The organism is Ruegeria sp. G2, from assembly GCF_056533505.1.
The window spans coordinates 76725-89998 of the sequence record NZ_JBQFON010000015.1; the positions used below are offsets into that span (position 1 = coordinate 76725).

Consider the following 13274-nt stretch of genomic DNA (forward strand, 5'->3'; position numbering starts at 1 on the left):
AGATCACCAATAGGTCCGCATTCTTGCTAGCTCGTCCCTTATTCCAATCTCAATCCGCTGCAGAACTGCTCGCACCCGTTTTGGCATCGGTTGGCGGGGAGGCCAGAGCAGATTTACGGCGCGTTCGGGGTTTCCGCTTTCCATAACCTTGACCAAGGTACCGCCGCGCAAGTCCTCGACCACTTGGTAGCCGAAGAATGCCGCATAGCCCAAACCCGCTCGGCAAGCAGTTCGCGCTAGCGCTACGCTATCACACACAAATCCTGGGTCAGGACGCACCACGACGGGTGATCCCCTGAGCTCATCAAATTTCCACTCTAGGCCAAATCGCCTTTTGGCAATGTCGATCCCCACGCATGGCAGGTTGGCTAAGCATTGTGGATTTTCAGGTACGCCCAGGCGTTCGACCAAGACTGGCGCTGCACATACGAAAGACGGCATTTTGCCCACCTTTCGAGCAATCATCCCGCTATCTGGCAACTCTCCGATCCTGACGGCGGCATCGTATCCTCCGCCTACGAGATCAAGCGGCTGGTCCGTCAGATCAATTTTGAGGCGAAGTTCCGGAAACTCAGATTGCAAAGCAAGAAGTGTCGGTGCCAAAACCAAGTTGCCAAATTCAACTGGCGCTGTGAGTTTGATCTGCCCGCGTGCACTTTTCTGAATTTCCTTAATTCGTTCCTCGGAAGTATCCAATCCCTCCAAGAGCCTTTTGCAATCGTGATAGTACTGCTCGCCCTCAAGCGTCAGAACCGACTGCCGCGTGGTGCGCGCCATTAGTTTTACATCCAAGGACTTTTCCAATTCCGCAAGGCTTCTCACGACTGTCGGTTGCGATCGACCCAAGCGCCGTGCTGCTTCAGTCTGAGAGCCATGCTCGACGATTGCCACAAAGGTCTTGATCGCAGTCAGTTTGTCCATTTGATCGGCTTTTCTGATAAATGTAATTCAATCTTAGCATAAATCGTGGCGCCAGATTTCTCTACCCTGTCTCCTCGCGACGAGGAGGCAAATTATGAGACACCCCATTTTGATTGCATCGCTGGTCCTTGGCCCGTTGGCCACCAGCGCCATGGCGCAAGCCGAAACATCCCGCTTGGGCGAAATTGACTTCCCAACGAGTTGCAGTTCGGCAGCGCACGACGCCGTTACCGAAGGCACCTTGCTATTGCATCACATGATGTATCGCATGGCCAACGCCCGCTTCGAGGCTGCTGCTGAAGCTGACCCTGATTGTGCAATGGCTCAATGGGGCATTGCCATGAGCAACTTCCATCCGCTCTGGCCTGGCATCCAATCGCCTCCTGAACTCCAAAAAGGCCTCTCGGCAATCGATCGGGCTGCAAGTCTCGATGCGGGGACCGCGTTGGAACAGGCCTACGTCGCCGCCGCCGCAACATTCTATGATCCGGCTCTTACCACCTATCCCGAACGCAAGGCCGCTTGGTCAGACGCGCAACGTCAAATCCATGCGGACTTTCCCGACAATCCTGATGCCGCAGCTTTTGCCGCTTTGGCCATGTTGGCGGTCGCGCCCCCAAGCGATCGAACGCTAGCGCGTCAGCGTGAGGCCGGTGCGCTATTGGAAGACCTGAACGTACGCGTGCCTCAGCATCCCGGGGTCCTGCATTATCTCGTTCACGCCTACGATCACCCGCCCCTGGCCGAAGCTGCCCTTCCGTTCGTTCAGGCATACCTGGAACTCGCACCTGAAAACCCGCATGCACTTCATATGCCTTCGCATATCATGACCCGGCTTGGTCGATGGGATGAGGCCGCAGACCTCAACCGCAGATCCGCCGCCGCCGTGCTTGCGCAGCCGAAGATCGACGGGACGGTGTCCGACCACTATCCCCACGCGCTGGACTACCTGACTTATGCGCTGTTGCAGTTGGGAGAGGTGGAGGAGGCCACCGAAACGGTCGCGACGCTGCTCAATACACCAGACATGCAGGATGTCTTTGGAACCGCGTATGCCGTAGCGGCGGCCCCGGCTCGGCTTGCGTTGGAACAGGAAGACTGGGAGGCAGCAGCAGCACTTCCTGACATTCCCTATCAAGAACTTGAATGGGGCCGATACCCGCATGCACTCGCCATCGTTGCGTTTGCGCAGGGTGTGGGCGCGGCGCGAAGCGGAGACGTTCCAGGGGTTGAAGCCGCACTCGCTCGGCTCTCCGATCTCACCGCAATCATGGACGAGCGTGGGATGAACTACTGGGTGACTCTTGCGAATGCGCAAAGTGGTGCCATCAAGGCGTGGCAGGCGTATGAAGCCGGTGATCCAGCCGCGCGTTCCATGATGGAAGCTGCCGCAGAAACGGAGGATTCGGTCGGAAAGGCACCCGTCACTCCAAGCCATGTCCTGCCGGTGCGTGAACAGCTCGGAGATATGCAGCGTTTGCTCGGTGAGACAGACGCGGCCGTCGCCGCTTACGAAGCTGCCTTGGCAATTTCTCCTAATCGTCGTCGCTCAATTGCAGGGATTGCTGAGGCATCAGGAAACTGAAGCCGAGCGGTCGTGACCAATTGCCAATTGGATACCTTGAAGGCCCGCGTTTTGGGTCCGCTCCAAAAGCGACGTCCTCGTAAAGTCTGGAAGTAGCTTCAAAGCGAAAACCACGCGGGGCTGCCCGCGCAGTATAGGCAAAATAGTTCAATGGCGCCATTCGCACAATGCGCACCATTCGGGAGATATGGGGCTCCCGGCCCGGTTTCGCCGCTTTTGGCGCGAACGTCAGCTCCTGAGATGCGAACGGCCGCGCTTTGAACGAGACGACACAAGCTCAGAGGTTTGGCCAAATCTGCAGATGGACGGTTCCGTAGCGCTTTCACTGAGGTGCTTGTTGTATGAGCAGCGGGTGACTGTGAGCCTTTTGCAACCGTCGACGATTTGAGTGGATTGGTTGCGGCGAAACCTCTCTGCGCCTACGGTCAGAGAATTGTGGCGGGAGGCTTCAATGATCCGATCAATTGTTGCAGCGTGCCTGATTTTTACGGCCTTTTCACCACCCGCATTTGCCGAGATGATCCATCTGCATGCCAAGAATGGAAACATTGAGGGTGTTCTGGCTGAGCTAGATAAAGGTGTCCCGCTGGAAATTCGCAGCACCAGCATGACCAGCGCCCCCGGCGTAACTCCTCTATTTGTGGCGGCGAAATTCGGCCACGTAGATCTTGTGAAGGAGCTTCTAGCGAGAGGGGCTGACCCCACAATCTTTTTCTACCAAGAGAATGGTGCCTATACTGTGGGAACGGCACTGCATCATGCAGCGGCCTACGGTCACACAGAGGTGGTTCGGGTTCTTATTGCAGCGGGTGCAGACCCTGCAAGTTATGAGCCTTATATTTCCACACCATTGCATCAAGCCCTCCGAGCCGGAAATTTGGAGATAGCCAATATACTGGTCGAAGCAGGGGCTCCACGCCGGGTTGAATTTCCCTCAATCGCAAATGCAATTGAAGGCGCCGACCATGTTAGAGGGGCACAGTTGGCAAAAGGATGCGAGATTTGCCACGGGGTCCCCTCAAGGTCCCTGTCGTTGGGTGACAACGGCCCAAATCTGTGGAGCATCTTTGGAAAGGCCACTGCATCAGACCCGACCTTTGAATACTCAAGCTACCTGCGCGATTTGGATACGGTTTGGGACGCGGATGCGCTCAACAACTATCTGGCAAGCCCGTATCAGTTTGTACCGGGGACCAAAAAAGTGATGCTTGGGTTTGCCAATGAAGACGATCGCGCGTCGTTGGTTGCGTTTCTCGCAACTTTGTCTGATTGACGCGAAGCACGAACGACGGCTCCGTCCGCATCCGATTCTTTGGCCGCTCGATATTCGCTGCGATCAGCACCAATGGCCGATTTTGTCGCTGCAAGACAGCGTGTGAAACTACGCTTTTGCAGAAAATCTCGCGTTGCGCGCGCACGCAGCGAGAAATCCAAGGCGCAAGTTGGGCTATCTCCTTGAATCCGCCGCGCAATAAACGAACGGCGGCATCACCGAAAAACTGCTTAAAGGGGGATTTAGCACTCAGCCGCACTCGACCCCTAGATCGCGCGGCGAAGAGATCTCATTCTCCTAAACCGACGTTAATGCAAGTCTTCGACAGTTCAGATGTCGTTTCTTTTTTTTCGACAGATACCGCTGACGAGGTCCGTCTGCTACGGTGTTTCAGGCAAAGATCAGCTCCGTTGGAAGCTGGAAAATGTGAGGGCGCGAGATGTTTGGCAAAGCCAATTCGGTACTTGTTTTAAGTGGACTGCTTGCAGGGGTCTCCACTTTTGCGTTGGCGGAAGCACCAGCCAACTTGCTTGCGCTGGCGACGGTCGAAAACAGCTTGGCACGCGCCGGAGAAGACACCGGGGCGCTGGTTGCCAACTTGATCGACGGCAACGCCGGCACGGTCGCCGTCTTTGAGGCCGTGGACGGGATGCCCATCGACTTGCTCTTTGCCTTTGAGCGCGGAACCGTGGCGCCGGAGACATTCTCTTTGACACTTTCCAACGATGCCAGAATACCGGCCCCTGCCCGAATTGACATCCTTGCGTCAACCGCATCAGCCTCTTCAGGTTTTTCCTCCCTCAGAGCCGAGACCATCGATCCCTTGAAGCCCGTGCAAAAGGCCCGGTTCGGCAGTGGCGCGGCGGATTGGTTGCTTGTGCGGCTTTACCCGGCACGGGGCGCAGAAGAAATTGCGCTTGCGGACCTCAGCATCGGCGGCAAGGAGGGCTTTCCAGAAACCCGTTATGCCTTCGGTGAAACGCCGATCACCGCGCTCGAGATTGTGGCTGAAATGCAGACGCTCGGCGCTGCGGATCTCAAACTCACAGCGCAAGAAGCCGCAATTTTTGCACGTGCGGGGGAAGGTAACCTGACCAACGCCGAATTTATGGAGATCGCCCTTCTGGCATCCGGCGTAATGGACGGCGCCACGCGCTCAGACTACATTGCGCGCGTCAACGCGTTAACAGCGGAAGCGAAATCCGTCTTGGACCTCTCTGCCCCACGTCGTGAGAGCGGCGCGCAACTCCTCACATGGCTTCACACCCGCGCCTTCCAGGGCGGGTACCGCGAAGCGCAAACGAACCTCTCGGGGGTCTTGGACGATGGCGTGTTCAACTGCGTTTCGTCGGCTGTGCTTTATAACGCGGTCGCTGGGGGTCTTGGATTTGACATACGCGCGATCGAGGTCCCGGATCATGCGTTCTCGATCGTCTACGATGGCCTCAACCACATGGACGTTGAGACAACAACGGCCGAGGGCTTTGACCCGCGACGAAAAAATGTCGCGGACTTTGAGAACCTAACCGGGTTTCGCTACATCCCGCAGTCAAACAAATCGAAACGCCGGGAAATCGGGGCGGCCGGTTTGGCGGCATTGATCTACTACAACCATGGCGTTGAACACCTCCGCGCTGGCCGATACCAAGACGCGCTTTTTGCAAACTTTCGGGCGATGAGCCTGGATCCCGAGTTCGCTTCGGCGGCGACCAATGCCCTTGCGGCGTTGGGCCGATGGAGCACGTCGCTCGCAGATGTTGGGAACTGGGAAGACGCCACCGAGGTCGCGGCTGTTGGCGCCCGACTTGCGCCGGAAGATCGCGGGCTGGCCGCAACGCGCAAGGCCATTTGGCAACGTTGGGCGTTCGCGGAGGCACATGCGGGGCGCCCGGAAGCCGCGCTCGACATTTTGGCGACGGCAGCCGATGAGATCGACCGGGACACCTTTGACGGGCTGCGTGCGGCGGTCTTCACGCGGCCGGCCGAAGACTTTATCGATGCGGGCGACTGGCAAGGGGCGCTTGATGCAACGTTAACCGCCGACGCGCTTTTGGATCCTCAATCCCTTGGGGATCTACGTGAATGGCGGGGCGGGGTTTATCAACGATGGGCGTCCGCGGAATTGGATGCAGGCCGCTTCCCCAACGCCCTTGAGGTATTGCAGGCCGGATCTTTGGCCTATCCAGGCGATCGCAATATCGCACGTGCAACGCGATATCTTGCGCAGGAATGGGCAAAGGCTGAGGGGTTTCCCAAGGGGCTGGATGCGCTTCAAAGCGTCAAAAGCGCGGTGCCAGACATCACCAACTTAGACGAGATCGCGGAGACCTTTTTGCGGCGCCACATTCGCGCCGGGATAGAAACGGTCACTTTAGAGGCGGCATTGGCAGACGTTGCGCAAGTCGGCGAAATTGTTGGCCCGAATCAAATGAATGAGCTCACGGCATTTGCCTTTGAGGCCTATGGTCATGCCCGCATCGACGCCGAGGATTGGGCTGCTGCCGCAGAAATCTATGCGGAAGGCCGCAAAGCGGTTCCGGACAGCAAGAGCCTGGCGCGAAATGCACGCTACGTGGCCCAAGAGTGGCAGCGCCAGGCAAATGCAGAGGGCGGTGTCGCCGCACTTGAGGCGGTCCAACGAACCCTGAGGGCGCTCTTTCCAGACTTTGCCGTCGACCCGGGGTTCGGTGAGGACGAGATCATTCGTCAAGTAAACGCAGCACTGCGTTCCGGTGATACTGGCTCGGCGGAAGAGATCCTTGCGAGCGCGCAACTTTTGACCCGTCTGGAGACATACCAGGAGCTCCAGACCGTGATCTTTGATTACAGAGCGCGCGACGCAATGGATGCTGGAAACTGGGAAGACGCAGCTGAGATTTACCACGCCGGTCGCATGCAACTTGGGGATCCAAAACTCTTTTCACAAAATATCGCCTACATCGCGCAAGAATGGACCCGCTCTGCGGCGCAACGTGATAGCGCGGCGGGTGTCGCTGAAGCGATGGACCAGCTCCTCCGTCTATTTCCGCAAGACAAGAAGGTCGCGGGGATGGGTGTGACGACGCTCAACCGGATGATTGCTCAACACGTCGAAACCGGTGACTTCGAGGCCGCCAAAAACACTGTCGGCCAAGCGCGCCGCGTGCTCAGCCAGGAAGAGGCGGGCGAGCTCTTGGTGACCTTGTATGTCCGGTCCGCGTCTAAGGCGATTGACGAGGCGCGCTGGGAAGAGGCGCTGACAGCCTATGCTGACGGTCTGGCCATCGCACCCGATGCGCGGGACCTAAAGCGCAATGTACCATTCGTTTTCCAAGAGTGGTCACACAGCGCTTTGACGGAAGGGGGCGCGTCTCTCTTCGTCACCGAGGTCACGCGCATGGAGGACATTCTTCCCGGAACAAAATCGCTTCAAGACGTCCTAGAGAACGTGCTGGGTCGCGCAGCAACCGACCTCGTCGATCGCGCTGATCCGGAGGGCGCACTTGCGCTCATCCATGACGTGTCCCCTGTGCTCGCCGACACGCTCTCGGCAGACTTAAAAGCGATCATCTATGATCGATGGGCCCGGAGCAAATTTGACGCAGAAGCCTGGCAAGAGGCGATCGGCATCTACGACATGGGTCTTCTCGAAGTTCCCGACAGTAGGCTCTTGAAGAACAACCGTCGCTACGCGGAGGGCCAGCTGTGAGCGTCAACTTCCTCCGTACAACGTTTCGCTGTCTGGCCAGTTTGGGCCTCGCTTTGACACTAAGCGCCGGAGCTGCTTCGGCCAATCCTGAGGCTCTCGACGCCACCTCGGTTCTCGAAGGCGGGTCCGGCCCGGACGTCTCAGAATGGGGTGCAGACTATGCCACGTGGCAAGCACCCCATCACATCAGAGATCTCGCGACACGCGCCTATGGTGGCGTTGTCACCACGTCTTCCTCGCAAGAAAACGATGCCTGGTCTTCGGCGAACCTCGGCGACGGGCTGCCCTCTATATACCAACAAAGCATCGGCACCCGCGAATGCGTGCATTGTGGGTGGGGTGCCGAGAAAGGGGATGCTGCCCCGGCAATTTCCGTCCAATTTCGAGACGGGCGGATCGCCGATCTCAGCGCGATCGTTCTCGACACGCGCGTTGGGAAGACTGCACCTTTCCCATGGTTCAGGTTTCCCAGTCTGGTTCGCGTCTGGGTCAAACCCGGAGAGGGCCAGGCCTATGAGCAAATCTTGGAGGTGACGCTTCCGAAGACGGCGCAAAGGAACCTTATTCCGCTCAGACCCGGGACACGGGCTCAGGCTGTTCGGATTGAAATTTTGGGCACGCACTTGGATGAGCCACCGACCATGGCCAATATCGAAGTGTGGGAGGACGACGCGACCCCCACGTCACTTGTCGAAGACCAGGCGTGGGATCTGGCCGAACCGTCGGCCGGGGCGCAGGTTGTCTCGTTCAGCGGATTTGAGAAAAACCCGCCGGTGTTCGCGCTCACCGGACAAGACAATCGCGCCTGGATCACCAAGAAAGGCCCAGACCCAAAACATGTCGTTCTGGCCTTTGGCCCCCATGAGCAGGTTTTCGTCAGCGATGTTGTCGTCGAATTCGCTCCGGGAACCGGGCTGCCGGGACGGATAGCGCTTGATGTGTCAGACCAAGCGCAAGGGGTCGACTTTGAACGCATTGCCGTTCTTGCGCCCCTCGCCACGAACCCTGTGGTTCGATTTCCAGTTGGTCAGAAACTCAGGCACCTTCGGCTTGTCTTTGAAGGCGGGGCCGATCAGCTCGCGATCAGAAAAATCGCTGTGATGGAAGGCGCGTCCGACCTGCTCTCTTTACGGCAACGCTCGACACCATCCATAACGCTTGATGCCCAGATCCCAGCGCAAGAGCGTGCCGGTCCGGATGAAATCGAACCCAACGACAAATTTGCAAACGCGCAGATGCTGGACACAAACGACGTGATTCGCGGTCTTGTAAGTGGTGGGGACACGGATATTTTTGCGTTGCCGCACGCAGATACCGGCGTTCCAATCCTCACGGTCGCGTCGTCAGATCAAATTGTTCAGTCCCTTGGCTTTTGGCGGCGCGATGGCCGACCACACAGCGGTGTCGCCGGAGCGGTAGGTCCGGATGGCTCGAAACGCTTCGCCCTCCTTCCCCCCGATGCGCCGGATTTTGTGTCCTTGACGGCTCAGGCAAGTCAGGTGGCCATTGTGTATGACACCTCCGGGAGCCTTGAGGGCTCGGAACGCGCGTTGCAAAACGCACTCGAAACCTATGTCCAGAGCGCCCCAGCGGGACAAAGACTGCATTTGGTTCGCTTTTCCGACGAGGTCGTGACCGTCGCACCCGGCCAAGGCCATGACGGACTTTTGGCTGCTTTACGGGAAGGCATCATTGCCGACGGAGCGACGAAACTCCACGAGGGCTTGGATACCGCGCTCGATATCCTCTCCGCCCAGGACGGGAGCAAAGCCATCTTACTGATCGGCGATGGCATCGATTCCGCCAGCAAGAAAGAGGTAACACGCGCCCGAATTCTTCAACGCGCCAATGACCTCTCTATCCCAATCTACAGCATTGCCATGGGCGAGGAGGTAAACCGATATCAGTTCAAAGCCGTTGGAACGGGTCGCAACGTCTTTCGTGGTCTCTCGGTGATGACAGGTGGCCGCAGCTTTTATGCGACAGGGGCCGAAGATCTGACCCGGTTCTACGACACCCTCCGGGAGGTAATGGCCGCACCGGTGCCCTATGAGTTGCGCACTGAACTCAACATTATTCCTGGAACACTGCGTGTAAGGGCTGCAAACCCGGTGCTATCACCAGAAACTGCCACGCCCGTCCACGTGATCCTTGACATGTCTGGGTCGATGGCACGCCCTATGGCGCATGGCGAGCGGCGCATCGATGCTGCAAAAGCCGTCCTAAATCAGGTTCTTGGAAGCCTACCTGAAGGAATTGAGTTCGGCCTTACGGTGTATGGAAATCGGATCCCGGAAAGTGCCGGAAAAGACACCGCCTGCACCGACATTGAAACGCCAATTCCGCCCGGCCCGTTGAAAAAGGCAGTTGTTTCGGGACTGGTGGCCGGGCTCGAGCCAAGCGGGGGGACCACCCCCCTCATTGGAAGCATCGCGGCGGTCGCAAAAACGGTGCACGCGGGAGCTGGTACACGCATTATCGTGATCACAGATGGCATTGAAGAATGCGCTCCCAATCCAGAAGCCGTCATGCGGGATGTGCGAGCGCAAGCTTCTGGCGATATCGAAATGAACCTCATCGGGTTTGACCTAAACACCGACGCCGACCGCGCGAATATCGCCGAGATTGCACGCGCCGGTGGCGGCACTTTTGTGGATGCCCGAGGCAGCGCAGCATTTGCCAACGCACTGCAGGCGGCTTTTTCGGCGGATGTCGACGTCGTCAATCAAGAGGGCATCGTCGTCGCAAAAGGGCGTATCGGAGGAGACGGCATCTCCGTTCCGTCAGGGCGCTTTGAGGTACGGCTCAGCGGGGGCAAATCTCTTGGCGCAATCGAGATCTCCGGCAACATGGACACATGGGTCGACATCGAAACAGGTCCAAGCGGTCCGAAATTGGTGGCCTATGCGCCTGGCGTCACGCCGCCACGCCTGGAACCAAATTGCGGGGCTGCCGCGATTGCCGGCTCGGAAGCTGACAGAGTGCGCCGCGTTCAACAGAAGCTCAACGCATTGGGGTTCAACGTTGGTCCGGCCGATGGGCTCGCAGGCCGCGCAACCCGCGCCGGGATTGAGGCGTTCAGCGCAGGCTTTGGCTTGCCCGGCCTTGTTGGGGTGTCCGTACGTCTCGAGCAGCATCTCGACTGTGTCATCGCAACTGGCACCACGGAGATCCGGTAGATGGTGTTTTACCGAGCGGCTCCGTTCCGCATGCGACACAGACGCACGAGTAGCGTTGCTGGAGCATTGGCCTGTTTGGGCCATCTACCACGGAATTGACCGAAGCTCGTCTATTAAAGCCTTCTCCGTCTTTTGCGAATGGTCCCCGTTGGAGAAGACGTACCGACTTTATGCCACCGTCGAAGCGATAGACTGGACCGTCTTTTATTGTTTGCAACCGGGTGAAAGGACGCAGCCACAGGGCTATTGAAGCGACACCCAGGGATGGTGCGCTTACGTGTCACGGCGTGTCAATATTGGGAATCTCGATGTCAGGAAGTGGATTCCAACCTGTCAGGCTCAGGCCCAAGAAGTTCAAGAAAACAAAAAAAGCTCCTATGCCTTCAACAATACCGGCGCCCCAAATAGTCGTTCCCTCCAAAGCAATTCCAATCGAAGTCCCAAGACCGAAACTGAGCCCAAAGGCCAGTAGTCCCCAAATCAGCACTGACATCATGCAACCTTCATTTTGGCCGCAGTCCTGCATGCCCGTGACAATGAAGTAAGGCAGGAGAGAAAAGTCCACCAAGAGCAGTAATGTCACAAAGGCGCCGCCTCGACCGCGATCGTCTACGCCAGTTGCGGCCCCGGTCGCAGGGTCAATCCGCCACCACGACACGTCGCGTCCTCCCGCGACCGCAAGCAAGGACGTTCGATCCATATCGGCCGCAGCGTTTGCTAGAGCCTGGCCCTGCAGGCCGAGCGACGAGAGCTCGGCCTGCGATGACACAACACGAAACTGGTCTGCCTCCGAGAGAGTTGCCCAGGCGCTCGCGGACGACTTCAAAGTGACGCTTGGCGGTGCGTCCGTGCCAAATCCGGCCTCCAACCAGGTCTCGGCTACCCCAGCTCTTAGCGCAATATTTGGGGCAGCGCGAAAGCCCGTCGTGCTCACCTGCATCGCTCTAAGCCCGGACTCAACAATATCAAAACTCGCCAGCCTTGCTTCGTCGTCTTGGACTTGAAATCCGTTGATCGTGGTCATCGGCGCGCCGCGCCAAATAATGGATCCGTCCTCTGCAACGGATTGCGCGGCCAAGTCCATCAATCGCGATAGCATCGCACGCGCTAAGGAATTGTTGGGGCGGGGGAGCTTTTTTTCCATGACCACGCGCAATTGCGCGATCAGCACCGACATCAATTCTCCCTCGGATGCGGCAGCACCATCGGCGTTGATCGTCCAGACGCCGACAGGTGCCGACGTGCGATGATCAGTCGCCTCCCAGATACGCCGTTCCACAAGGACAGGCGTCGCTTGGAAAGGCCCCTGGAGCGCGACTTCGATAACAACGGCTGTGACTTGTTCAGCATCTGCGGGTTCGCCAATCGGTGCACCGCCGATCGTTGAGCTCAGACCGCTGAAGGCGTCGGCAATGCCGGCACTGGCCTCACCGGCGCCATCGGTAAAGATCGGATCCAATACACTTCCGTCCCACTCAAACGCGATTTGCTGTATGTCTTCGCTCTCCAGGCGCACAAGAAAGCTCTCGGCTTTTGTCAGATCGCCGAACCCATCTTTACTCGCTGTATCAGGCAAGATCGTCAGCAAGGCCGAACCGGCGCCGTCCTTTCCAGGAGTTATGGTTGTGCCGTCGAGGACAGACACGTCCCTAACGTCGTTTTCGTCGCTAACCTCGATTTTTAAGCCCACTTCAACTTTGTGATATGCCGACGGAGGGAGGGAGGCTGAAAACCGCTGCAATGTCACGGCAGTAGAAGGATCGAATGCGATATGATGGTCTTCCCACTTATCGCTGTTTGGTGCCCGGGTCTGCACCCAGGCGTACCGAGACGCCTCTTCCAAGAAGATAGCGTCCAATTCGACGCCAGTTGGCATTCTATCGCCGAGCACTTGCTCTAATTCCTCCGCGACAGCAAGCACTTGCTCATTAGCTGGTACGTCAGGTGCCGGGTTCTGCATAAACTGTACAAAGCGGTCTAAATCTTCACTGAGCATACCGGCGGCCCGCATGCCCTCCACTGCACCCGACAAATCAGCGGTTTCGGTTACGATCGCGGAACGGATCGAAGGCGCGCTTGCGGCGATCAATCGAGCAGCTTCTTTCGGAGGAAGCGTTGTAAACGCAAAGCGAGTTTCAACTCCGCAGGTTCTCAGTATGCTCTCTAATACCAATGCCTGGTCCCACGAATTGCCGGCGCCCGTTGAAAGCGTTCCGGAGACACCTCGCATCACTCCGTCGTAGATTTGCGTCGCGAGGCGTTTGTCGATCTGTTGCACGATCTCAGACGTCGGCGCCGTACATACCTCCTCGGCTAAAGCTGCTGCATTGAAACGTGTCTCGTCTATGCTGCTATCGATCTGGTCTAGCACTCTTTCGAAAGACGCTGCATCTGCCGCAACGGCTGAACTTCCAGAAAAGGGTGCGCTGGCAATTGCCAGAGAAACGATTAGCGCCGTGGCCTGCCGAAATAATTTTCTCATCATCGTTCTCTCTGTTCTGAGGGCGCGTTAGTAAGTATCGCGATCACACCAAGACACCAAAAAGGCTCCGTGATTGCAATGTACCACTGAGAGCGATCGATCTTGCACCGCAGATCTCGGTTGCAATGGTGGGACGGCGTCGCTCC

The 13274-nt window shown here is 57.7% G+C and carries 6 protein-coding genes; 4 read left to right on the top strand and 2 right to left on the bottom strand.

Annotated elements, in window-relative coordinates; genetic code table 11:
• Nucleotides 1–3 precede the first annotated feature (3 nt).
• Nucleotides 4–921 (bottom strand): LysR family transcriptional regulator, encoded by a 918-nt coding sequence (locus ACR0DU_RS20745; RefSeq protein ID WP_480522606.1) that lies wholly within the window; start codon nt 919–921, stop codon nt 4–6.
• A 94-nt stretch (nt 922–1015) separates the two neighbouring features.
• Between ACR0DU_RS20745 and ACR0DU_RS20750 the strand changes: the two genes are divergently transcribed.
• From ACR0DU_RS20750 to ACR0DU_RS20765, 4 genes are all read left to right on the top strand, one after another.
• The gene (locus ACR0DU_RS20750; protein ID WP_480522608.1) at nt 1016–2506 is read left to right on the top strand and encodes a hypothetical protein; all 1491 of its coding nucleotides are present in this window, start codon (nt 1016–1018) and stop codon (nt 2504–2506) included.
• Nucleotides 2507–2957: 451 nt separating this feature from the next.
• The gene (locus ACR0DU_RS20755) at nt 2958–3779 is read left to right on the top strand and encodes an ankyrin repeat domain-containing protein (RefSeq protein WP_480522610.1); all 822 of its coding nucleotides are present in this window, start codon (nt 2958–2960) and stop codon (nt 3777–3779) included.
• A gap of 439 nt (nt 3780–4218) precedes the next feature.
• Nucleotides 4219–7467: an ATP-binding protein gene (locus ACR0DU_RS20760; protein WP_480522612.1), complete on the top strand. Its 3249-nt coding sequence runs from the start codon at nt 4219–4221 to the stop codon at nt 7465–7467.
• Nucleotides 7464–10646: a VWA domain-containing protein gene (locus ACR0DU_RS20765; protein ID WP_480522614.1), complete on the top strand. Its 3183-nt coding sequence runs from the start codon at nt 7464–7466 to the stop codon at nt 10644–10646. Before ACR0DU_RS20760 ends, ACR0DU_RS20765 begins: the two co-directional genes overlap by 4 nt.
• A 280-nt stretch (nt 10647–10926) precedes the next feature.
• Here the strand turns inward: ACR0DU_RS20765 and ACR0DU_RS20770 are convergent, their stop codons facing one another.
• The gene (locus tag ACR0DU_RS20770; protein WP_480522616.1) at nt 10927–13128 is read right to left on the bottom strand and encodes a transglutaminase-like domain-containing protein; all 2202 of its coding nucleotides are present in this window, start codon (nt 13126–13128) and stop codon (nt 10927–10929) included.
• Nucleotides 13129–13274: the final 146 nt, after the last annotated feature.

Bases quoted from the DNA above. Each gene is read 5' to 3' on its own strand.
- ACR0DU_RS20745 (WP_480522606.1), bottom strand. From the start codon at position 921: ATGGACAAACTGACTGCGATCAAGACCTTTGTGGCAATCGTCGAGCAT.
- ACR0DU_RS20750 (WP_480522608.1), top strand. From the start codon at position 1,016: ATGAGACACCCCATTTTGATTGCATCGCTGGTCCTTGGCCCGTTGGCC.
- ACR0DU_RS20755 (WP_480522610.1), top strand. From the start codon at position 2,958: ATGATCCGATCAATTGTTGCAGCGTGCCTGATTTTTACGGCCTTTTCA.
- ACR0DU_RS20760 (WP_480522612.1), top strand. From the start codon at position 4,219: ATGTTTGGCAAAGCCAATTCGGTACTTGTTTTAAGTGGACTGCTTGCA.
- ACR0DU_RS20770 (WP_480522616.1), bottom strand. From the start codon at position 13,128: ATGAGAAAATTATTTCGGCAGGCCACGGCGCTAATCGTTTCTCTGGCA.